The organism is Cellulomonas sp. H30R-01, assembly GCF_010119915.1.
Classification (GTDB): Bacteria; Actinomycetota; Actinomycetes; order Actinomycetales; family Cellulomonadaceae; genus Cellulomonas; species Cellulomonas algicola.
In genome coordinates, this window is record NZ_CP048210.1 from 1,024,365 (window position 1) to 1,045,661 (window position 21,297).

Below are 21,297 nucleotides of genomic sequence, written 5' to 3' on the forward strand. Positions count from 1 at the left end.
GGTCGTCCGGAGGCGGTCAGATGGAGGCGGACCAGCGGCGCTCGACGACGATGCGCTCGGCGCCCTGCGCGTCACGTGCGGGCGCGAGCTCACGCACCGCGCCGTCCGCACCGAGCCCGCACGACGCGAGGAACTCCTCGCGGGCGGTGTCACCGTCGAGCACCCACGTGAGGACCTGGTCGGCGCCGTCCGCGCGGAGCAGGTCGACAGCCGCGGCGAGCAGCCGCGACCCGTGACCCTGCCGCTGCCGCAGCGGCTCGACCTCGAGCGCGAGCACGACGCCGCCGGGTGCGGCGGTCGGGTCGTCGGCCGGCGCGGGGACGGGGGCGACGGACGCGACGCCGACGACCGCGGGCCCGTCGCAGGCCACCAGCACGTGGAAGCCGGTCGCCGGCGGGGACGTGATCGCGGTCGACCAGCGGTCCCGCACGGCGTCCTCGTCGACGAGGGCGAGCGCCTCGCTGCCGAGCGCGTCGGCGTGCGCGACCCGCCACGCGGCGACCTGCACGCGTGCGATGCGGCTCTCGTCGCCGGGGACGGCGGGCCGGACGGAGACGTCGGCGTTCACGCCGCACCGCCCGTGAGAGGCGGGACGGCCGGGCCGCACCGGGCGGTCGCGGTCGCCCGCGAGGTCGGGGTGCCGGACGGGCACCACCGGTCGTTCTGCACGGGGTCCTCCGGAGGATCGGGCCGCCGGTGCGCGGCGACCGTCGGGTCGGGCGAGGCTATCAAGCGGGAGGCCGCCTCCCCGTCGACCGGGGCGGACGCCGGCGCCGTCCGTGCCTCAGGGCATGCCGAGCGCGCGCAGCACCGCGGCGGTGACGGCCGCGAGCAGCACGACCACGATGAACGGCGCGCGCAGCGCGAGCGCGATCGCCGCGACGGCGAGCGCGGGGAGGCGGGCGTCGAGGACGATCGCGCGCCCCGTGGTGGCCGCCTGGACGGCGACGAGCGCGGACAGCAGCGCGACCGTGACGAGTGCGGCGGCGCGCGCGACACGCGGCTCGGCGAGCCAGTGCTCGGGGACGAGATGGCCGACGAGCTTGAGGCCGAGGCAGACGAGGCCCGCGACGGCGATGGCGACCCACAGGACGACGTCGCTCACGGGGTGGCCCCCTCGCGCTCGGGGGCGGCGTCCGTGGGGTCGGGCGGTGCCGCGACGACACCCACCACGATCGCGACCGCGGCGGCCAGCAGGACGGGCACCCCGGCGGGCACGAACGGCGTGGCGGCGAGCGCGACGAGGACGGCACCGGCGGCGACGAGGCGTGCGAGGTGCGCCGAGGGGCCGGTGAGCCGGGGCCACACGAGCGCGAGGAACGCGGCGGCGGCTGCGGCGTCGAGGCCGTACTTCCGCGGGTCGCCGAGCGCGTCACCGAGCACCGCCCCGGCGAGCGTGAAGGCGTTCCAGAGGACGAACACGCCGACCCCGGTCCACCAGAACCCGGCCCGGGCCGCGGACCGGGTGCGTTGCGCGGTGCCGACCGCGGTCGACTCGTCGATCGTGAGGTGCGCGGCGAGCAGACGGCGCCACCCGTGCACGCCGAGCAGCGGCGCGACCTGCGGACCGTAGAGCCCGTTCCGGACGCCCAGCAGCCCTGCGGTCGCGATCGCGGCACCGGCCGCACCGCCCGCGCCGACGACGCCGATGAACGCGAACTGCGAGCCGCCCGAGAACATGAGGATGCTCAGGGCGGCCGTCTGGGGGAGGTTCAGCCCGGCCGCGACCGCGAGCGCGCCGAAGGACACGCCGTACAGGCCCGTCGCGACCGACACCGACACCGCCTGGCGGACGGCCGCCCGCGTCTCGTCGTCCCGTGCCACGCGCGCCACTGTCGCACACGGACGGGCGGTGCCCGCGACGCGCCCGGTCAGAGCGCCACGTACACCGGCTCGAGGTACTCCTCGAGGCCCGCCTCGCCGCCCTCGCGCCCGAGCCCGGACGACTTCACGCCGCCGAACGGTGCGCTCGCGTCCGAGACCATGCCGCGGTTCACGCCGAGCATCCCGGTCTCCAGGGCCTCCGCGAGCCGCATGACGCGTCCGACGTCGCGCGTGTACGCGTACGCGACCAGCCCGAACGGCGTGCCGTTGGCGAGGCGGACGCCGTCGTCCTCGGACCCGAACGTCACGACGGGCGCGACGGGGCCGAAGATCTCCTCGCGGACGAGCCGCGCGTCGGGCTCGACCCGGTCGACGACCGTCGGGGCGTAGAAGTACCCGGGCCGGTCCGGCCGCTCGCCGCCGACGTGCACGCGCGCGCCGCCGTCGACGGCCTCGGCGACGACCTCCTCGACGCGGTCGACCGCCGACGCCTCGATGAGCGGCCCGACGGTCGTGCCGGGCTCGGCGCCGTGCCCGACCACGAGGTCGCCGAACGCCGCCGTGAGCCGCCGCGTGAACTCCTGCGCGACGCCTTCCTGCACGAGGAACCGGTTGGCCGCGACGCACGTCTGGCCGGCGTTGCGCATCTTCGCCTGCACGGCGCCCTCGACGGCGGCGTCCAGGTCGGCGTCGTCGAACACGAGGAACGGCGCGTTGCCGCCGAGCTCCATCGACGTCCGCAGGATGCGGTCCGCCGACGCCTTGAGCAGCGTCGCCCCGACCTCGGTCGAGCCGGTGAACGACAGCTTGCGCAGGCGCGGGTCGGCGAGCAGCGGTCCCGACACGTTCCGCGCGGACGACGTCGGCACGACGTTGAGGACGCCCGTGGGCAGGTCGCGCGCGTCGAGCTCCTCCCGGACGATCTCCGCGACGAACGCCGTGGTGAGCGGGGTGAGCTGCGCGGGCTTCACGACGGCGGTGCAGCCCGCGGCGAGAGCGGGTGCGACCTTGCGCGCGATCATCGCGATCGGGAAGTTCCACGGCGCGATGAGCAGCGCCGGGCCGACGGGGCGTCGCAGCACGAGCTGGTGGTGCGTCCCGGCGGGCGCGCGCCGCGCCAGGCCGTCGACGCGCACCGCCTGCTCGGAGTACCAGCGCACGTACTCGGCGGCGTACGCGACCTCGGCCCGCGACTCCGCGAGCGGCTTGCCGCCCTCCGCGGTGACGAGCGCCGCGATGTCCTCGGTGCGGCGCGTCAGCGTGTCGAACACGGCGCGCAGCAGCTCGGCGCGGACGCGCGGCGGTGCGGCACGCCACTCCTCGAAGCAGTCGTCGGCGGCCGCGAGCGCGTCGAGCGCGTCCTGCTCGTCGCCGTCGGCCACGTCGAACAGGACCTCGGTCGTGGCGGGGTCGGACACCTCGAACGTGCGCCCGGAGCTCGCGGGACGCCACGCGCCGCCGACGAGGACGCCCGTGGGGACGTGCGCCGCGACCGTGGGGGGCAGGTGGGGGGACGTCGTCGTCATCGGTCCAGTGTCGCCCGACCGCGGCGCGCGCACACCAGGAACACCGCGTCGACCGTCGACCGACCGACCGACCGGCCGGTCGGCGCGTCGTCCGGGCGGTGAGGGCGGCCACCGCGCGGCGGCGGCGCCGCCCTAGCATGGCGGCCGTGAGCGTGAACCTCGTGTGGGCGCAGACGCCCGCGGGTGTCATCGGCGCGGACGGGCGCATCCCGTGGCACGTGCCCGAGGACCAGGCGCGGTTCCGGCGGCTCACGACCGGGCACGCGGTCGTCATGGGGCGCGCGACGTGGCAGTCGCTGCCCGCGCGCGCCCGCCCGCTGCCGGGACGCCGCAACGTCGTCCTGTCCCGGGACCCGGCGTTCACGGCGCCCGGGGCCGAGGTCGCACGCTCGTTTCCGGACGCCCTCGCGCTCGTCGACGGCGCCGAGACGTGGGTGATCGGCGGGCGGGCGGTCCTCGACGCCGCCCTCCCGGTGGCCGACCGGGCGGAGGTCACGCTCGTCGACCTCGACGTCCCGGGGGACGCCTGCGCGCCGCGGCTCGACCCGGGGGAGTGGCGCGAGCAGGACCCGGAGGACACCACCGGCAGCTGGCAGACGTCGGGCGTCGTCCGGTTCCGCTACCGCACGTGGGTGCGGCGCTGAGCGAGGTCCGCGGCGTGGTCCGGGCACCTGTGCAGGTCCGCCGGGCGGTACCGTGAGCGCATGACCCGCGCCGCCACGCCCGCCCGTCCGTTCGGGGCCGTGCTCACCGCGATGGTGACGCCGATGACCCCCGACGGTGCCGTCGACCTCGGTGCGGCGGTCACCCTCGCGAAGCGTCTGGTCGAGCAGGGCAACGACGGCGTCGTGCTCAACGGCACGACGGGCGAGGCACCGACCACGCACGCGCCCGAGAAGGCCGAGCTCGTGCAGGCCGTCGTCGAGGCCGTCGGCGACGACGCGTTCGTGCTCGCGGGCGCCGGGTCCAACGACACCGCGCACGCCGTCCGGATGGCCGAGCAGGCCGCCGAGGCCGGCGCGCACGGGCTCCTCGTCGTCTCCCCGTACTACTCGCGCCCGTCGCAGGCGGGCCTCGTCGCGCACGTCACGGCGATCGCCGACGCCACCGACGTGCCCGTCATGCTCTACGACGTCCCCGGCCGCACCGGCGTGCGCTTCGCACCCGAGAGCATCGCCACGCTCGCCGCGCACGACCGCGTCGTCGCGATGAAGGACGCGTCCGGCGACCCGTTCACCGCCACGAAGGTGATCGAGCGCACCGGCCTCGCCTGGTACTCCGGCGACGACGGCGCGCTCCTGACGCTCCTCGCGGCGGGCGCGGTCGGCATCGTCAGCGTCTCCGGCCACGTCGCCGGGTCGCAGCTCGCCGCCGTCGTGCGCGCGTGGGACGCGGGCGACCACGCCGAGGCGCTGCGCCGGTTCCGCGCCGTGGTGCCCGCGATCGACGCCCTCAACGGCGCCGGCTTCCAGGGTGTCGCCGCGAAGGCTGCGTGCGAGATCCTCGGCCTCATCCCGACCCGTGCCACGCGGCTGCCGCTCGTGCCCGCGACCGACGACGAGGTCGACGCGATCCGGGACGGCCTGCGCGCCGCCGGGCTGCTCGACGTCGCGCTCCGCTAGACCCAGGAGAGATCTTTGAGCCACCCCCACCCCGAGCTCACCCTTCCCCCCGCGCTGCCCGACGGCGGCCTGCGTGTCGTCGCCCTCGGCGGCCTCGGCGAGGTCGGCCGCAACATGGCGGTCCTCGAGTACGCCGGCCGGCTGCTCGTCATCGACTGCGGCGTCCTGTTCCCCGAGGACCACCAGCCCGGTGTCGACCTGATCCTCCCGGACTTCGACTACATCCGGGACCGGCTCGACGACATCGAGGCGATCGTCCTCACGCACGGCCACGAGGACCACATCGGGGCCGTGCCGTACCTGCTGCGGCTGCGCCGGGACATCCCGCTGGTGGGCTCGCAGCTGACGCTCGCGTTCGTCGAGGCGAAGCTCAAGGAGCACCGGATCCAGCCGTTCACGCTGGCGGTGCGCGAGGGCCAGACGGAGACGCTCGGCGTGTTCGAGTGCGAGTTCGTCGCGGTCAACCACTCGATCCCCGACGCGCTCGCGGTCGCCGTGCGCACGGGCGCCGGCACCGTGCTGCACACGGGCGACTTCAAGATGGACCAGCTCCCGCTCGACGGGCGCATCACCGACCTGCGGGCGTTCGCGCGGCTCGGCGAGCAGGGCGTCGACCTGTTCATGGTCGACTCGACCAACGCCGAGGTGCCCGGGTTCGTCGCGCAGGAGCGCGGCATCGGCCCGGTGCTCGACTCGGTGTTCGCGGACTCGACCAAGCGGATCATCGTCGCGTCGTTCGCGTCGCACGTGCACCGCGTCCAGCAGGTCCTCGACGCCGCCGTCGCGCACGGACGCCGTGTCGCGCTCGTCGGCCGCTCGATGGTCCGCAACATGGCCATCGCGTCCGAGCTCGGCTACCTCACCGTCCCCGAGGGCGTGCTGATCGACCTCAAGGGCGTCGACAGCCTCCCCGACGACGAGGTCGTGCTCATGTGCACGGGTTCGCAGGGCGAGCCGATGGCGGCCCTGTCGCGCATCGCGAACAACGACCACAAGGTGTCCGTGGGCCCCGGCGACACGGTGATCCTCGCGTCGTCGCTCATCCCCGGGAACGAGAACGCGGTGTTCCGGGTCATCAACGGGCTGACCCGCCTCGGCGCGCGCGTCGTGCACTCGGGCAACGCGAAGGTGCACGTGTCCGGCCACGCGAGCGCCGGCGAGCTCCTGTACTGCTACAACATCCTGAAGCCTCGCAACGTCATGCCGGTGCACGGCGAGGTGCGGCACCTCGTCGCGAACGCGGCGCTCGCGGTCCAGACCGGTGTGCCGGCCGAGCGGGTCGTGCTCGCGGAGGACGGCGTCGTCGTGGACCTGGTCGACGGCAAGGCGTCGGTCGTGGGCGCGGTCCCGTGCGGCTACGTCTACGTCGACGGGTCGAGCGTCGGCGGCATCACCGAGGCCGAGCTCAAGGACCGCCGGATCCTCGGCGACGAGGGCTTCATCTCGATCTTCGCGGTGGTGAGCTCGGCCGACGGCAAGGTGCTGGCCGGGCCGCAGATCCACGCGCGCGGGTTCGCCGAGCAGGACGAGATCTTCGAGGACATCCTCCCGGACCTCACGCGCGCGCTCGAGGAGGCCGCGGCGCAGGGTGCGGTCGACACCCACCAGCTGCAGCAGGTGATGCGTCGTGTCGTCGGGCGATGGGTGTCGAACCGGCTGCGCCGCCGGCCGATGATCATCCCGGTGGTCGTGGAGGCGTAGCCGCACCGACGGCCACGCCGGCCTCGCCGGCGGGCACCGCCTCGGCGGGCTCGTCGGCGCGCGCTGCCCGACCCGAGGTGCGCCGCGACGCGGCGGCCGAGCCGACGAGGATCAGGGCGGTCGCGACGACGACGGTCACGGTGAGCGGCTCGTCGAGCACCAGCGCCCCCAGCAGCACCGCGACGACCGGGTTGAGGTACGCGACGAGCGTCGAGCGGGCCGCTCCGACCTCCGCGATGAGACCGAAGAAGAGCACGAACGCGACGGCGGTGCAGACGGCGCCCAGGGCCGCGAGCGACAGCACCGCGGGCGTCGACGGCCACGGGTGCGGGCCGGTGAGCGCGACGACCGGCGCGTAGGCGAGCGCGGACAGCGCGAGGCACGCGGTCGTCAGCGGGATCGGGGGGACGTCGCGCAGGTGACGGTCCGCGATCATCGGGGCGACCGCGTAGCCCAGCGCGGCGAGCAGCACCTGCGCGACGGCCCACGGGTCGTCCGCGCCCGCGCCGGGGCCGAGCAGGAGGGCGACGCCGCCGAGGGCGACCAGCAGACCGGCCCACCGCACGAGCGCCACGTGCTCCTTGGCGACGACGCGGGCGACCACGACGGCCAGGATCGGGACCGTCGCGACGAGCAGGCCGGTGAGCGAGCTCGACAGCGTGCGCTCCGCGTTGGAGAGCAGGATCCACGGCCCGACGATCTCGAGGACCGCGAAGGCGACGACCGGACGCCAGTGCCCGCGCAGGACGCGGAGCCCGCCACCGCGCAGCGCGAACGGGACGAGCAGCAGCGCACCGAGCCCGGTCCGCACGAACACCACCATCGGCGGCGTGACCTCGCCCACCGCGACCTTGATGAGCAGGTACGGCACGCCCCAGATCACGCCCATCGCGACGAGCAGGAGCCAGCCCCGGCGGCTCACGAGCGGCCGCCGGCGGGGTGCGTGGACGTCATGGCGCCACGCTAGGACCGAGCACCGACACCGGTCCCCGTCATTCCTGCCGGAAAGCGGCGCGATGCTGCCGCGGGCTCGTCCGGAAGCGGCGGGCGAAGTGCGCGCGCAGCGACGCGGACGAGCCGAAGCCGGAGCGCCGCGCGACGACCTCGACGGGCTCGTCGCCCCGCTCGAGCAGCGCCCGTGCACGGGCGAGCCGCTGCTCGAGCAGCCACGCGGACGGGCTCGTGCCGGTGCGGGCCCGGAACTGGCGCGTGAGGGTGCGCCGCGAGACGTGCGCGTGCGCGGCCCACGTGTCGAGGTCGAGCGGCTCGTCGAGCCGCTGCGCGGCCCAGGCCATCGCGCGCGCGACGGGGTCGGTCCCGTCGGCGGGCGCGACGGGGACGGGCACGAACTGCGCCTGCGACCCGTCACGGTGGGGCGCGAGGACGAGCGAGCGCGCGACCTCCGCCGCGACGTGCGCGCCCAGGTCCGTGCGGACCACGTGCAGGCAGCAGTCGAGCGCCGCCGCGACTCCCGCCGACGTCACCACGTCCCCGAGGTCCGACCACAGCACGTCCGGACGGACGCGGACCGACGGGTGCCGCCGCGCGAGCGCCTCCGCGGCGTGCCAGTGGGTCGCCGCCTCGCGCCCGTCGAGGAGGCCCGCGGCGGCCACGACGAACGCGCCGAGGCAGAGGCCGACGACGCGGGCACCGCGCGCGTGCGCGGCCCGGACCGCGTCCAGCAGGTCGGCGGGCGGCTCGCGCGTGAGGTCCCAGCTCGGGAGCACGACGAGGTCGGCGCGCTCGAGCAGGTCGAGGCCGTGCGGGACCGTGACCTCGTAGCCGGCCTCGGTCGGCAGCGAGCCGGGGGAGGACGCGCACACCTGCACGTCGTACGCCGCGCCGCGCAGCGGCCGGGCGCCGAGCACGGCCTGCGGCACGGCGAGAAGGAACGGGCTGATGCCGTCGAACGCGACGACCGCGACGAGCCGGGGCACGCCCCGAGCGTAGTGGCCCGATCCTGGCGACAGGTGTCCTGCGGGCCACTTCCGCCCCCGACGCCCGGCCGCGAGGCTCGTCCTCATGACGACCTCGACACCCGGTGACCGCCACGACCCCGCCGACACCGTCACGCCCGACCCGGGAGCGCCCCGGGGCGCCGAGCACGCGCCCGAGAGTCCGACCAGCGACCCCGTGGGTCGTGTCGAGGCGACGTTCGTGGGCGGGCCGACGCTCCTCCTGCGCTACGCCGGTCTCGCGTTCCTCACCGACCCCACCTTCGACCCCGCGCCCGCCGAGTACCCGGGAGCCGTGACGCTGCACAAGCTCGTCGGACCCGCGGTCGCGCCTGCCGACCTCGGACCCGTCGACGCCGTCCTGCTGTCGCACGACCAGCACGCCGACAACCTCGACGTCAGCGGCCGCGCGCTGCTCGCCGACGTGCCGCTCGTGCTGTCCACGCCCGACGCCGCGGCGCGCGTGCCGGGTGTCCGCGGCCTCGCACCGTGGGAGGAGACCCGCGTCGGCGACCGCGTGCGGGTGACCGCGGTCCCCGCCGTGCACGGCCCGCCCGGGGCGGAGGCCCTCAGCGGGCAGGTCACGGGGTTCGTGCTGCGTGCGGCGGGGGAGCCGACGGTCTACGTGTCGGGCGACAACGCACAGGTCGACGTCGTCGCGCAGATCGCCGGCCGGTTCCCCGACGTCGCGATCGCGGTGCTGTTCGTCGGGGGTGCGAACGTCGGCCGGTTCGGTGCCGAGCCGCTGACGCTCGACGCCGGTCGTGCGGTCGCCGCGACGGCGCTGCTCGCCGGTGCCCGCGTGGTCCCGGTGCACCACACCGACTGGGCGCACTTCGTCGACCCGCTCGACGCGTTCGTGGACGCCGCGCGCGCCGCGGGGCTGCAGGACCGGCTGGTCGTCCTCGAGCGCGGCGTACCGACCGCGATCTGACGCCGCGAGCCGACGCACGGCCCGCCGGCCCCGCGCGGCCGTCCGCCCGTTCCTGGCCCGCCCGGCGTCACGGTCGGTCGTGGCCTCGGCTCACGCCGGCTCGAGGCCCCGGAACTCCGCCAGCCGGGCGTGCTCGACGTCCACGGCGCGCTCGACGTCGCGCGACCACGGCACCCACGGGTCGAGCTCAAGGGCGAGCCGCTTGCCCCGGGCGCGCGGGCGCCACGTGCCGACGACGTCGCCGTCCGCGAGCACCGCTCCGGGCCGGCCCAGCACGGGCCACAGTGCCCGGCGGCGGGCGGCGTCGGGCACGAGGATCTCCCGGTCGCGCGACTGGAGGAACAGGTCGTAGGGGCCGAGCAGCCGGACGACCGGAGCGGCGTCGTGGGAGCCCGCGCGCACGAGCGCGTCGACGTCGGCCTCGAGCACGGCACGCGTCGCGCCGTCGACCTCGACGTCGACCGTGTCGGAGGGCCAGCGCTCGCGCACGTCCGCGACGGGCGCGTCGAGGAACGCGGCGACCTGCTTCGGGTCGAGCGGGCCGAGCAGGTGCAGCAGCAGCCGCACGGTGTCCAGCGCGTCGGGGCGCGCCGACGGGCGACGCTCGACGCTGCCGACGCGCGACGCCGGCCAGCCGGGGATGCGCCGCAGCACGGGCGGTGAGGTGCCGGGCTCGAGCTCGAGGCCGCCGTGCAGCGCGGCCAGCCGGAACGTCATCTCCCACATGTGCGTGGCACCGCAGGGCCGGCACCACCGCACGTAGGGCTCGGGGAGCTCCCGCGTCATGCGCGTCGAGAGCGCGCCCTTGACGGTGGGCTCCGTGACGACCGTGCGCATGGTGCGTGCGGCGTGCGCGAGGCCGTCGACCGGGCGGATCCCTGCGGCGCGCAGCGGCTTCGCGGCGTCGTAGACGCGCGCGGCGGCGTCGGCGTCGGAGAACGGCCGGAGCGCCGCCTGGACGTCGCGCAGCGCGTCGCGCCGGTACGCGTGCGGCGCGCCGCGCAGGGACCAGACGAGCGCGAGGTCGTCCTGCGGCCACGCGCGGGCTCGGACGGGCACGCCCCGGACCGCGAGCGCCCACAGCGCGCCGTCGGGTCCCGTGTCCTGCACGCCGAGGTCGAGGACGGCGGCGTCGGTCGCGGCGCGCGCCGGGTCGACGGGCCGGTCGAGCTGCTGGACGTGCACACGGTGCCGCAGCACCTGGTCGCGACTCACGGACAGGACTCCCACGGGGCCACCGTCCCACGACGGTCCGACACGGCCCCGGCGGACCGGTCGGCGGGTGCACGTCGCCCGGCCGGCCCGCCGCGCGTCGTGACGCCGCGCGGCGCCTGGCTGCCCGTCGTCGCGACCCGCGGCGCCGGGGTGAGCGTCGTGCGGACCCCCGGCGGCCGCGCGCGGTCCGGCCGTGCGCCGTCGTCGCTACGCGTCGCGGAGGATCCCGGGGCCCGCTGCGCGCAGCACGGACTCGTACCGCGCGGTCGCAGCCTCCGCGTCGCCCGGCAGGAGGCCGCCGAGCTCGAGGTCGACGAGCCCGTGCACGAGGGCCCACAGCCCCTCGGCGGCACGGGCGGCGCGCTCGTCGGCGTCGGGTGCGCCCGCGGCGCGCAGGACGGCGAGCGCGGAGTCGCGCAGCACGCGGAACGTGGCGTCCTGCGTCACGGAGGCGACGGCGGGCTCGTCGGCGGGGCGGGTCCCGAACATGACGCGGTAGAAGTGCGGCTCGTCGACGGCCCAGCGGCGGTAGGCGAGCCCGAGCGCGAGGAGGTCCTCTCCGGGGTCGTCCGTGCGGGCTGCCGCGGCGAGCGACGCGGCGAAACGTGCGGCGGCCTCGGCGCCGACGGCCTGCAGGAGCGCGTCGCGTCCGCCGAACAGCGAGTAGACGGCCGACGCGGACGTGCCGGCAGCCGTGGCGACGTCGCGGACGGTCACCGCGTCGGGCCCGCCGCGCGAGATGGCGCGCGACGTCGCGTCGAGGAGGCGTGCGCGCAGGGCGTCGTCGTGGAGCCGGGGACGGGCCATGCGGGGAGTGTACGGGCTTGACGGACGTTGACGAACGATGTTCCATAACAGTGTTCGTAAACGATGGCACGCGAGGAGGACCCGTGATCGAGCTCAGCGACGCCGCACGCATCACCGCCGGGATCGTCGCGCTGACCGTCGTCGGCATCGAGTCCGGCGGGTGGTTCCTCCTGCGCGTCGGCGGCGGCGCCGTCCCCGCCACGGACTTCCAGCGCTCCTTCTTCCGCGCCGGTCACGCGCACGCGGGCGTCCTCGTCACGCTCGGGCTCGTGTGCCTGCTGCTCGGGGAGGTGACCGCGCTCGACGGGTTCTGGCGCTGGCTCGCGCAGACCGGCGTCCTGGTCGCCGCGATCCTGCTGCCGGCCGGGTTCTTCCTGTCCGCCGCGGGGGCGGGGCGGACGCGCCCCGGCCGGCTCGTCGTGCTCCTGCCTGCCGGGGCGGTGGTGCTCGCTGCGGGCGTGACGACCCTCGGGGTGGGCCTGCTGACGGCGTGACGTCGGGAGCGCTGGGGTCGGCCGGGGCTGCGGACGGCCCCAGGGCGCCGCGCCGGCCGACCACCGACCGGCGGCCGTCCGTGCGACACGCGGCCGCTCCACCCGGAGGGCGTCGGTGCGGGCCACTACCGTGAGGACCATGGCGACCCGTACCTCCTCCTCCCGGGCGCGCTCCGGCGCGTCCGGCGGAGCCTCGCGCCAGGGCCGCCCCGCGACACCGCGCGGCGGCTCGTCGCGACCCACCGGCAAGGCGCCCGCCCCGGCGCCCCGACGGCCCGCGCTGCCGCTGCGCATGCTCCGCGGCGTCTGGATGGGGTCGGCGCACCTCGTCGGCGGCGCCGCGCGCAAGGTCGGCCACGGCGCGCGCGACCTCGACCCCGCGCACCGCCGCGACGGTCTCGCGTTCACGCTGCTCGGCCTCGCGATCGTCATCGCGGCGCGCGAGTGGTGGAGCCTGTCCGGGACCGCGGGCGACGTCGTGCACGCGGTGGTCGCCGGGACGTTCGGCACGGTCGGCGTCGTCGTGCCCGTCGTGCTGCTCGGTCTCTCGGTGCGACTCATGCGGCACCCCGACCGCGTGCAGGCCAACTCACGCATCAGCATCGGGCTCACCGCGATCACGCTCGCGGTCTGCGGGCTCGTGCACATCGGGGCCGGGCTGCCGACCACGGACGACTTCGCCGCGCTGCGCAGCGCGGGCGGCGTCGTCGGCTTCCTCGTCGGGACCCCGCTCGCGAGCCTGCTCACGTCGGGCGTCGCCGTCGCGCTGCTGCTGCTCCTCGCGTTCTTCGGGGTGCTCGTCGTCACCGCGACGCCCGTCCACCAGATCGTGCCGCGCCTGCGCGACCTCTACCACCGGCTCACCGGCGGCCACCGCGACGCCGAGGTCGAGGAGGACGAGGACGCGCCGCTCGTCATCAACGCGGGTCACTCCGCGCTGCCCGAGGTCGAGCCTCCGAAGAAGAAGACCCGGCTGCTCGGGCGGCGCAAGCGCGCGGACCAGCTCGACGACGCCGACCCCGACCGCCTCGACGCGTACGTCGGTGACGAGGCGTTCGAGCGCGCGGCGGTCGTCGAGGCGCTCGCGGGGGAGGCCGAGCCGTCGCCCGTCACCGAGCCGACCGCCGTCGTCCCGGCACCGCGCCCGCCCGCGGAGCTGCGCGCCCCCGAGCCCCGCGGTGTCCCGCGCGGCGAGCAGCCGATGCTCGAGGGCGACGTGCTCTACACGCTCCCGAACGAGGACGCGCTCGCCAAGGGCGCGCCGCACAAGGTGCGCTCGGCCGCGAACGACCGCGTCGTCGAGTCGCTCACGACCGTCCTGGACCAGTTCGAGATCGACGCCAAGGTCACCGGCTTCACGCGCGGGCCCACGGTCACGCGCTACGAGGTCGAGCTCGGACCCGCCGTCAAGGTCGAGCGGGTCACCGCGCTCAGCAAGAACATCGCGTACGCGGTCGCGAGCGCCGACGTCCGCATCCTGTCGCCGATCCCCGGCAAGTCCGCGATCGGCATCGAGATCCCCAACACCGACCGCGAGACGGTGTCGCTCGGCGACGTGCTGCGCTCCAGCGCGGCCAAGCGGTCCGAGCACCCGATGGTCATCGGCGTCGGCAAGGACGTCGAGGGCGGCTACGTCACCGCGAACCTCGCGAAGATGCCGCACCTCCTGGTCGCCGGCGCGACCGGCGCGGGCAAGTCGAGCTTCGTCAACTCGATGATCGTGTCGATCCTCATGCGCGCCACACCCGACGAGGTCCGCATGGTGCTCGTCGACCCCAAGCGCGTCGAGCTCACGATCTACGAGGGGATCCCGCACCTCATCACGCCCATCATCACCAACCCCAAGAAGGCCGCCGAGGCGCTCGAGTGGGTCGTGCGGGAGATGGAGGCGCGGTACGACGACCTCGCGCTGTTCGGGTTCAAGCACGTGGACGACTTCAACGTCGCCGTGCGGGCCGGCAAGGTCAAGCCGCTGCCCGGCTCCGAGCGCAAGATCGCGCCGTACCCCTACCTGCTGGTGATCGTCGACGAGCTCGCCGACCTCATGATGGTCGCGCCCCGCGACGTCGAGGCGTCGATCCAGCGCATCACGCAGCTCGCGCGTGCGGCCGGCATCCACCTCGTCCTCGCCACCCAGCGCCCATCGGTCGACGTCGTCACCGGTCTGATCAAGGCGAACGTGCCGTCGCGGCTCGCGTTCGCGACGAGCTCGCTCACCGACTCGCGCGTCGTGCTCGACCAGCCGGGAGCCGAGAAGCTCATCGGCCAGGGCGACGCGCTGTTCCTCCCCATGGGTGCCGCCAAGCCGATGCGCACACAGGGTGCCTGGGTCTCCGAGTCGGAGATCCACGCGGTCGTCGAGCACGTCAAGAAGCAGCTCAAGCCCGTGTACCGCGAGGACGTCGCCGTCACGGCCGCCAAGAAGCAGGTCGACGAGGACATCGGCGACGACCTCGACCTGCTCCTGCAGGCGGCCGAGCTCGTCGTCACGTCGCAGTTCGGCTCGACGTCGATGCTGCAGCGCAAGCTGCGCGTCGGCTTCGCCAAGGCCGGGCGCCTCATGGACCTGCTCGAGTCGCGGGAGATCGTCGGGCCGTCCGAGGGGTCGAAGGCGCGCGAGGTGCTCGTGCAGCCCGACGACCTGCCCGGCACGCTCGCGATGCTGCGCGGCGAGCCCGGGACCGAGGACGACGGTGCGCTGCCCGGCGACCCGCCCGTGGCGACCGACTACTTCGACGACGCCGAGGAGGACGACGCAGGACCCTGGTCCGGCGGCGGCCGATGAGCCTGTCGGTGACCGACCCACGGAGCCTGGTCTCCACGGTCATCGCGATCGTCGCGATCGTCGCGCTCGTCGCCGTCCTCGTCCTGCTCGCCCGCCAGCGCCGGCAGGTCCGCACGGCGAACCAGCTCCTCGAGCTGTCCCGCGAGCTGCGGCAGCGCTACGACGCGCTGCAGTCCGTCACCAAGGAAGGCGTGCTCGTCCAGTCGCTGGGCGGGCGCGTCCTCGACATCTCCGAGCGTGCCGCCGCGATCCTCGGCGTCGACCCGGCGTCCGCCCTGGGCCGGCCCGTCAGCGACCTGCCGCTCGTGCTCGTCAACGAGCAGGGGCTGTCGATGAACCCCGCCGCGGTGCTGGGCCACCGCACCGTGCCTGGTCCCGACGCCGCCGAGGTGGGCCCCGAGCTCGTGGGCGTCGCGCTGCCCGACAGCGCCGGCATGCACGTGCGCATGGTGCAGGTCGCGAGCCAGCTCGTCCCGGCGGGCGACGGCGAGAACCCCGCGGTGCTCACGACGCTCGTCGACGTGACGGGGCGGCGCGAGGTCGAGGCCGCGCTGTCCCGGAGCGAGACGCAGTTCCGGGTCGCGATGGAGAACGCGCCCATCGGCATGGCGCTCGTCGACCTGGACTGGTGCGTCGTCGAGGCGAACTCGGCGCTCGCCGACCTGCTGGGCACGCGCGTCGACGCGCTGCGCGGCTACCCGATGTCCGAGCTCGGCGAGCCCGAGGGGCGGGCGGCCGAACGGGTCGAGGTCGACAAGCTGCTCGCGGGCGGTGCGCCGCGGTTCTCGCTCGAGCAGAAGTACGTGCGCGCCGACGGGCACGCCGTCTGGGTCGTCCTCGACGCGGCGCTCGTGCGGTCCGCGAGCGGCATGCCCGACCACTTCGTCGTGCAGGTCCGCGACTCCACGGAGTCCCGCCTGCAGGCCGAGATGCTCACGCACCGCGCGATGCACGACCCCCTGACGGGCCTCGCGAACCGCACGCTCATGCAGGAGGTGCTCCAGTCCGTGCTGGAGCAGCCCGGCGTCGTGGACCGCGTCGCGGTCATCGCGTGCGACCTCGACGGCTTCAAGCAGGTCAACGACCGCTACGGGCATGCCGCCGGGGACGAGCTCCTGGTGCACGTCGCGGGCGTCCTGCGTGCCGCGACCGCCCGGCGCGGGACGGTCGCACGGCTCGGCGGTGACGAGTTCGTCGTCGTCGTGCAGGACGCCGACGGGCCGCGTGCGGTGTTCGAGATCGCCGCCGCGATCCACGCGGGCCTGGTCGAGCCCGCGCGCATCGCACGGCGCCGCGTGCAGGTCGCCGCGAGCATCGGCATCGCCCTGGCGGACCCGGAGACCGTCGAGGGTGGTGCGCCCGCCCTGGTCGCCGCGGCCGACGCCGCGCTCTACCGGGCCAAGGCCGCGGGGCGCGGCCGGACCGAGGTGTACGACGCGTCGATGAGTGCGACGTCGACGACCGGCGTGCACCGTGAGCTCGCCGACGCGATCGCCGGGCGCGAGCTCGTCGTGCACTACCAGCCGATCGTCGACCTCGCCGACATGCGCGTCGTCGGCTACGAGGCGCTCGTGCGGTGGCAGCACCCGCATCGCGGCCTGCTGCTGCCCGGGTCGTTCCTGTCGCTCGTGCAGGAGGCCGGCCTGTCCGTCCCGCTCGCGCAGTACGTCGCGACGTCGGTCGTCGACTTCGTCGCGCGCACGCGCGACAAGACCCGCTGGGTCTCCGTCAACGTGTCGGCGGACCAGCTCGGCGACGGCGAGTTCGCGACGACGCTCCTCGGCGAGATCTCGCGCCGACGCGTGACGCCGGGGCGCATCGTCGTCGAGCTCACCGAGTCGTCGCTCGTCGCGTCGAGCACGCGCATCCGGCACGAGCTCACGCAGCTGTCGGCCGCGGGCGTCCCGATCCTGCTCGACGACTTCGGGACGGGCGTGTCGCCCCTGTCGTACCTGCGCGACCTGCCCGTCGCGGGGGTCAAGCTCGACATGTCCTTCACGTCCGGCATCCCCGACGACCCGACCGCCGGCAAGGTCGCCCGGGCGCTCGGCGCGCTGGCCCGCGAGCTCGCGATGGTGACGATCGCCGAGGGGATCGAGCACGAGGAGCAGGCGCGCTACCTGCACCGCAACGGCTGGCGGTACGGCCAGGGGTGGTTGTTCGGCGGCGCGCAGCCTGCGGAGGCGACCCGCACCTGACGCGGGCGCCCGCCCAGGAGCTGCGCGACGGGCAGGCGGCGCGTCGCGAGTCCACGCCGACAGCGCCGTCCCCGAGCGCGACGTCCCGGTGGGCGGGCCGCGCTCAGCGCGGGGCTGCGCTCAGAGGGTGAGCGGCGGGTCTGCGGCGGTCAGCCCGCGGTGCGCGGCACGACGACCGGTGCGGGACCGGTCGGGACGACGGGCGTCGTCCGCTCGGGCGCCTGCGCCCCCGCCGCCGCCCGGACCCGCGCCGCGCGGTCGGCGACCTGTGCGGCGGTCAGCGTGCCGGTGCCCTGCGGGACGTCGACGAGCGCGTGGAGCCGGTGCCCTCCCTTCCGGTCGACCGTCACCGGCGTCCACTCGACGCCGGTGACCTCGACGGGTCCCGCCGCGACGCCTCGCGCCGGGAAGGCGCCGGTCGCCCGCAGGTGCGCGGTGAGCAGCAACCCCGAGCTCGTCGCAGGCACGCAGCACGCCTCGTCCTGGTTCGACAGGTAGTTCCCCAGCCCGTACGCGACCCACATGCCCGCACCCCGGGGACCGCCGGCCAGGCGCTCGACGGGCTGCGGCACGTGCGCGTGGTGGCCGATGACGAGGTCGACGACGCCCGAGTCGGCGAGCTCCTGGTCGATCGCGACCTGCTCCGCGGTCGGCTCGGTGCGGTACTCGACGCAGCAGTGCACGCTCGCCACGACGACGTCCGCACCCGCCGTGCGGGCAGCCGTCGCGGCCGCGATCAGCGCGGGCACGTCGACGCGGTCGACGGACCACGGCTTGTCCGCGTCGACCGGCATGCCGTTCGTGCCGTAGGTCGCCGCGAGGTGCGCGACCGTGACGACGCGCCCGCTGCGCTCGAGCCGGTAGAGCTGGGGCTGCGCCTGCTCGGCTGCCGATCGGGCGGTGCCGACGTGCCCGAGGCCGGCCGCGTCGAGCGCGTCGAGCGTCGCGGTCACCCCCGCGAAGCCGCGGTCGACCGCGTGGTTCGACGCCGTCGAGCAGCCGTCCCAGCCCTGCGCGCGCAGCCCCTGCACGATCGCGGCGGGTGAGCCGAACATCGGGTAGCCGCTCGGCCGCGTGCCGGCGGGCGCGACGGGGACCTCGAGGTGGCACAGCGCGAGATCGGCAGGCTGCACCCACCGGTCCAGGCCCGCGAGCAGCGGGGACACGTCGTACCCGTCCGCGGTCCGCGCCGACGCGAGCACCGGGAGGTGGGGGAGGACGTCGCCGGCGGCGACGAGCGTGAGGTCCACCTCCGGGTCGGCGGTCGGCTCCGGCGTCGGCGCGGTGGAGGCGGTCGGCGGGGCAGCGGCACCACCCGGTGCGCCCGTGGGTGTCACGGTCTGGCCCGGCGACAGGTCGAGGCGCGCGCCTGCCACGATCCCGCCGTCGTCCGGCGCGGGGGCCAGCGCGGCCGCGGCACCCACGCCGACCAGCACGCACGCGAGCGCGACCAGCGCGCCCACCGCGGGCGACCGGCGTCGTCCGGCGCGGGCGTGGCGGGTCACACGCGGACAGTAGTGGCGGCGTCACGGCCGGATGACACGCGTCACCCGAACGGCCGTGCGCGGCGCTGCTCGTCCGCGCAACTAGGCTGGGCGGGTGGTCGACGCCGTCCCCTCCGCCTGGAACCTGGCGAACGTGCTCACGGTGGCCCGCATCGTGCTCGTCCCGTTCTTCGCGTGGGCGCTCCTCGCCGACGGCGGCCACACCGTCACGGGCCGCCTCGTCGCGACCGGCATCTTCGTCGTCGCCGCACTCACCGACCGCCTCGACGGCTGGCTCGCCCGGCGCTCGGGCACCATCACCGACCTCGGGAAGCTGCTCGACCCGATCGCGGACAAGCTGCTCGTCGGCACCGCGCTGGTCCTGCTGTCGTGGCTCGGCGACCTGCCGTGGTGGGTCACCGTCGTGATCCTCGTGCGCGAGCTCGGCATCACCGCGATGCGGTTCTTCCTGCTGCGGTACGTCGTGCTGCCCGCGTCGCGCGGCGGCAAGCTCAAGACGGTGCTCCAGTCGGTCGCGATCGGCCTCTACCTCCTGCCGCTCGACCAGCTCCCGGCCGCCGTCGAGGTGGTCGCCGCCGTCGCGATGGGCGCCGCCGTGCTGGTGACGGTCGTGACCGGCCTCGACTACGTGCGCACCGCCGTGCGCATCCGCCGGGCCGCCGCGGTGCCGCCCGCGGCGGGCGTCTAGGCGCGGCACCGTGGCAGAGGGCCGCGAGTCCGCGCCGGACACGCCTGACGAGGCGCCGGATCAGTCGCACGGCGTCGTGGGGCGGGCGGCCGCGCTGCTCGACGTCCTCGGCCGACGCGGCTGGACGCTCGCCGTCGCCGAGTCGCTGACGGGCGGCCTCGTCTGCGCGACGCTCGTCGAGGTCGCCGGTGCCTCGGCGGTGCTGCGCGGCGGCGTCGTCGCGTACGCGACCGACCTCAAGGGCACGCTGCTCGACGTCGACCGCGCACTGCTCGCGGCGCGGGGCGCGGTCGACCCGTACGTCGCGACCGCCATGGCCGCCGGGGTCCGTGCCCGTCTCGGCGCCGACGTCGGCCTCGCCACCACCGGTGTCGCCGGCCCGACCGCGCAGGACGGTCACCCGCCCGGCACGGTGCACGTCGCGGTCGTCACGCCGTCGGGTGCCGCCGTGGGCTCGCTGCACCTCGCCGGCGACCGGCCCGCGGTGCGGGCCGCAGCGGTGCGCGCAGTGCTCGACCTCGCGCTCGACGAGCTCGCCGGACGCGTGCCCGGGTCGGGAACACCCGGCGCCCCAGGACCGTTGCACACCACGTGATGAGCACTCGACCCCCGGCCCGACGCACGCCCGCGCGCGCGGGAGGTGCGCGGTACGGTGGGAGTCTCCCGGCGCAGACGAAGCCGGGTGCAGTGGTGACGGGTCCCTCGCGGGTCCCGGCGCCGAGCGATGGGCCGGCACGCGACGCGAGAGGGGGAGCCCGGATGGTTGTGCTACGTCGAGAGATCGGCGACGTCCTGCGGGACGCTCGTCAGCGCCAGGGGCGCACCCTGCGTGAGGTGTCGTCCGCGGCCCGTGTCTCGCTGGGCTACCTCAGCGAGGTCGAGCGAGGACAGAAGGAGGCGTCGTCGGAGCTGCTGAACAGCATCTGCGAGGCGCTGGACGTCCCGATGTCGCTCGTGCTGCGCGAGGTCAGCGACCGTGTCGCGGTGGCCGAGGGTCTGCTGATCCCCGACACCGTCCCGGCCGACCTCGCCGCGTCCGTCGGCGGCAGCGCCGACAACGGCTGGCAGCGCGGTCGCGCGGAGCTCGCCCCGATCGGGTAGGCCCCGACGTCCCGGTGCTGCCGGGCTCACGGTCCGTGGACCTCAGGTCCGCGGACCGTGCCATGTCGCCGCCCTGGTGATGCTCGCGCGCTCGACGCCGCGGCTCGCTGCGCCGGGCGGGTGACGCACGCGTCCGGAGTGTGGTCACACCCGGGTGAAAACGCTGTTACGGCGACGACGTCGGCGGTGCCTGGCAGCGCGGGCACCAGAAGACCGGCCGTTCCATCGGCGGCTTGCGGGTCGTGCCACGAGCGATCGGTGTCCCGCACCGCACGCACGGCCGCTGCCGTCGACCGTGCACGCGCTCGTCCGGACGTCCCGTCGCCACCGACCGCTGCATGAGCCGACGAGCGACCCCGAGGATGCGTGCGGGGTCCGTGACCTCGTCCGCGGGCGTCCACGGCCAGACGCGCTCCGCGAAGAGCGACTCCGCCATGAAGATCGTGCCGATCCCCGCGACGGCCGTCTGGTCGAGCAGCACCTCCGCCACGGGCGTCGCGCCGCGGTCGGCCCAGCGGCGCAGCACCTCGTCGACGTCGAAGTCGTCGTCGAGGACGTCCGGGCCGAGGTGCCCCACGAGGGTGTGCTCGTCCCGCGTGGCGACGACGTCGAGCATGCCGAGCAGACGTCCGAGCGCGGTCCACCGCTCGGTGGCGAGCACCGCGCGGATCTGGGGTGCGCGCGCCTGCGCCTGCGGTGAGCCGGTCGCTGCGACGCGCCACGTCCCGTCCATGCGCAGGTGCGTGTGCAGCGTGCGCCCGTCGTCGAAGCGCGTGAGCAGGTGCTTGCCGTACGCCGTGGTGCCCAGCACCGTCCGCCCGACGAGGTGGACGCCAGCGGCGGTCGGCCACCGGAGCTCGGCACGGACGAGCGGCTCCCCGACGAGCGCGGCGTTCAGACGGGCTGCCGTGCGACGCAGGACGTCACCCTCGGGCATCGGCG

Annotated in this window: 20 protein-coding genes; 10 read left to right on the forward strand and 10 right to left on the reverse strand. The window is 75.6% G+C overall.

Features of this window, described 5'->3' with window-relative positions; genetic code table 11:
- Window positions 1-16: 16 nt before the first annotated feature.
- From GXP71_RS04510 to GXP71_RS04525, 4 genes are all read right to left on the reverse strand, one after another.
- Complete coding sequence (locus GXP71_RS04510) at window positions 17-568, reverse strand: GNAT family N-acetyltransferase (protein ID WP_162351680.1); 552 nt, start codon at window positions 566-568, stop codon at window positions 17-19.
- A 216-nt stretch (window positions 569-784) separates the two neighbouring features.
- Entirely contained in the window at window positions 785-1,105 is a 321-nt protein-coding gene (locus tag GXP71_RS04515; protein WP_162351681.1) for an AzlD domain-containing protein, read from the reverse strand.
- Window positions 1,102-1,824 (reverse strand): AzlC family ABC transporter permease, encoded by a 723-nt coding sequence (locus tag GXP71_RS04520; protein WP_162351682.1) that lies wholly within the window; start codon window positions 1,822-1,824, stop codon window positions 1,102-1,104. The genes GXP71_RS04515 and GXP71_RS04520 overlap by 4 nt, the downstream gene beginning before the upstream one ends.
- Before the next feature lie 47 nt (window positions 1,825-1,871).
- Window positions 1,872-3,350, reverse strand: a complete 1,479-nt coding sequence (locus GXP71_RS04525; protein WP_162351683.1) for an NAD-dependent succinate-semialdehyde dehydrogenase — start codon at window positions 3,348-3,350, stop codon at window positions 1,872-1,874.
- A 137-nt stretch (window positions 3,351-3,487) separates the two neighbouring features.
- Between GXP71_RS04525 and GXP71_RS04530 the strand changes: the two genes are divergently transcribed.
- Genes GXP71_RS04530 through GXP71_RS04540 form a run of 3 tightly spaced genes read left to right on the forward strand, consistent with a single transcriptional unit; the run spans window position 3,488 to window position 6,673 of the window.
- On the forward strand, window positions 3,488-3,994 hold the full coding sequence (locus GXP71_RS04530) for a dihydrofolate reductase (protein ID WP_162351684.1): 507 nt from the start codon (window positions 3,488-3,490) through the stop codon (window positions 3,992-3,994).
- Between the two features lie 60 nt (window positions 3,995-4,054).
- A complete protein-coding gene (dapA, locus tag GXP71_RS04535) occupies window positions 4,055-4,972 on the forward strand; it encodes a 4-hydroxy-tetrahydrodipicolinate synthase (RefSeq protein ID WP_162351685.1) in 918 nt (305 codons plus the stop codon).
- 15 nt (window positions 4,973-4,987) lie between these two features.
- Window positions 4,988-6,673 carry a ribonuclease J gene (locus GXP71_RS04540; RefSeq protein ID WP_162351686.1) on the forward strand — a complete coding sequence of 562 codons (1,686 nt, stop codon included), beginning with the start codon at window positions 4,988-4,990 and terminating at the stop codon, window positions 6,671-6,673.
- Here the strand turns inward: GXP71_RS04540 and GXP71_RS04545 are convergent.
- Together GXP71_RS04545 and GXP71_RS04550 are read right to left on the reverse strand one after the other, a co-directional pair.
- The gene (locus GXP71_RS04545) at window positions 6,648-7,595 is read right to left on the reverse strand and encodes a DMT family transporter (protein ID WP_162351687.1); all 948 of its coding nucleotides are present in this window, start codon (window positions 7,593-7,595) and stop codon (window positions 6,648-6,650) included. The genes GXP71_RS04540 and GXP71_RS04545 overlap by 26 nt on opposite strands.
- 70 nt (window positions 7,596-7,665) lie before the next feature.
- The gene (locus tag GXP71_RS04550; RefSeq protein ID WP_162351688.1) at window positions 7,666-8,610 is read right to left on the reverse strand and encodes a GlxA family transcriptional regulator; all 945 of its coding nucleotides are present in this window, start codon (window positions 8,608-8,610) and stop codon (window positions 7,666-7,668) included.
- Between the two features lie 85 nt (window positions 8,611-8,695).
- On the opposite strand from GXP71_RS04550, the gene GXP71_RS04555 reads away from it, so the two are divergent.
- Window positions 8,696-9,562, forward strand: coding sequence for an MBL fold metallo-hydrolase (locus GXP71_RS04555; protein WP_162351689.1), 867 nt, complete (start codon window positions 8,696-8,698; stop codon window positions 9,560-9,562).
- Window positions 9,563-9,652: 90 nt separating this feature from the next.
- On the opposite strand, the gene GXP71_RS04560 is transcribed toward GXP71_RS04555, so the two are convergent.
- Together GXP71_RS04560 and GXP71_RS04565 are read right to left on the reverse strand one after the other, a co-directional pair.
- Entirely contained in the window at window positions 9,653-10,792 is a 1,140-nt protein-coding gene (locus tag GXP71_RS04560) for a DNA glycosylase AlkZ-like family protein (RefSeq protein WP_162351690.1), read from the reverse strand.
- 192 nt (window positions 10,793-10,984) lie between these two features.
- Complete coding sequence (locus tag GXP71_RS04565) at window positions 10,985-11,584, reverse strand: TetR/AcrR family transcriptional regulator (RefSeq protein WP_162351691.1); 600 nt, start codon at window positions 11,582-11,584, stop codon at window positions 10,985-10,987.
- Between the two features lie 83 nt (window positions 11,585-11,667).
- Here GXP71_RS04565 and GXP71_RS04570 point away from each other — a divergent pair, with 83 nt between their 5' ends.
- The 3 genes from GXP71_RS04570 to GXP71_RS04580 all read left to right on the forward strand — a co-directional run bounded on the left by GXP71_RS04570 (window position 11,668) and on the right by GXP71_RS04580 (window position 17,061).
- Window positions 11,668-12,078, forward strand: coding sequence for a hypothetical protein (locus GXP71_RS04570; RefSeq protein WP_162351692.1), 411 nt, complete (start codon window positions 11,668-11,670; stop codon window positions 12,076-12,078).
- Window positions 12,079-12,217: 139 nt separating this feature from the next.
- Window positions 12,218-14,863, forward strand: a complete 2,646-nt coding sequence (locus GXP71_RS04575; RefSeq protein WP_238402616.1) for a DNA translocase FtsK — start codon at window positions 12,218-12,220, stop codon at window positions 14,861-14,863.
- 8 nt (window positions 14,864-14,871) lie between these two features.
- Window positions 14,872-17,061: a bifunctional diguanylate cyclase/phosphodiesterase gene (locus GXP71_RS04580; protein ID WP_238402617.1), complete on the forward strand. Its 2,190-nt coding sequence runs from the start codon at window positions 14,872-14,874 to the stop codon at window positions 17,059-17,061.
- Window positions 17,062-17,210: 149 nt separating this feature from the next.
- Here the strand turns inward: GXP71_RS04580 and GXP71_RS04585 are convergent, their stop codons facing one another.
- Window positions 17,211-18,566, reverse strand: coding sequence for a CapA family protein (locus GXP71_RS04585; protein ID WP_162351694.1), 1,356 nt, complete (start codon window positions 18,564-18,566; stop codon window positions 17,211-17,213).
- A gap of 94 nt (window positions 18,567-18,660) precedes the next feature.
- Between GXP71_RS04585 and pgsA the strand changes: the two genes are divergently transcribed.
- The 3 genes from pgsA to GXP71_RS04600 all read left to right on the forward strand — a co-directional run bounded on the left by pgsA (window position 18,661) and on the right by GXP71_RS04600 (window position 20,355).
- Entirely contained in the window at window positions 18,661-19,254 is a 594-nt protein-coding gene (gene pgsA, locus GXP71_RS04590; RefSeq protein ID WP_124344346.1) for a CDP-diacylglycerol--glycerol-3-phosphate 3-phosphatidyltransferase, read from the forward strand.
- A gap of 76 nt (window positions 19,255-19,330) precedes the next feature.
- The gene (locus GXP71_RS04595) at window positions 19,331-19,849 is read left to right on the forward strand and encodes a CinA family protein (protein ID WP_162354199.1); all 519 of its coding nucleotides are present in this window, start codon (window positions 19,331-19,333) and stop codon (window positions 19,847-19,849) included.
- A gap of 164 nt (window positions 19,850-20,013) precedes the next feature.
- The gene (locus tag GXP71_RS04600; protein ID WP_124344347.1) at window positions 20,014-20,355 is read left to right on the forward strand and encodes a helix-turn-helix domain-containing protein; all 342 of its coding nucleotides are present in this window, start codon (window positions 20,014-20,016) and stop codon (window positions 20,353-20,355) included.
- A gap of 166 nt (window positions 20,356-20,521) precedes the next feature.
- Here the strand turns inward: GXP71_RS04600 and GXP71_RS04605 are convergent, their stop codons facing one another.
- Window positions 20,522-21,292, reverse strand: coding sequence for a DNA-formamidopyrimidine glycosylase family protein (locus GXP71_RS04605; protein WP_162351695.1), 771 nt, complete (start codon window positions 21,290-21,292; stop codon window positions 20,522-20,524).
- Window positions 21,293-21,297 lie beyond the last annotated feature (5 nt).

What these genes read in the sequence shown, in the direction of transcription:
- GXP71_RS04555 (WP_162351689.1), top strand. Translation starts at nt 8,696, where the DNA reads ATGACGACCTCGACACCCGGTGACCGCCACGACCCCGCCGACACCGTC.
- dapA (WP_162351685.1), top strand. Translation starts at nt 4,055, where the DNA reads ATGACCCGCGCCGCCACGCCCGCCCGTCCGTTCGGGGCCGTGCTCACC.
- GXP71_RS04565 (WP_162351691.1), bottom strand. Translation starts at nt 11,584, where the DNA reads ATGGCCCGTCCCCGGCTCCACGACGACGCCCTGCGCGCACGCCTCCTC.
- GXP71_RS04605 (WP_162351695.1), bottom strand. Translation starts at nt 21,292, where the DNA reads ATGCCCGAGGGTGACGTCCTGCGTCGCACGGCAGCCCGTCTGAACGCC.
- GXP71_RS04525 (WP_162351683.1), bottom strand. Translation starts at nt 3,350, where the DNA reads ATGACGACGACGTCCCCCCACCTGCCCCCCACGGTCGCGGCGCACGTC.
- GXP71_RS04530 (WP_162351684.1), top strand. Translation starts at nt 3,488, where the DNA reads ATGGCGGCCGTGAGCGTGAACCTCGTGTGGGCGCAGACGCCCGCGGGT.
- GXP71_RS04600 (WP_124344347.1), top strand. Translation starts at nt 20,014, where the DNA reads ATGGTTGTGCTACGTCGAGAGATCGGCGACGTCCTGCGGGACGCTCGT.
- GXP71_RS04575 (WP_238402616.1), top strand. Translation starts at nt 12,218, where the DNA reads ATGGCGACCCGTACCTCCTCCTCCCGGGCGCGCTCCGGCGCGTCCGGC.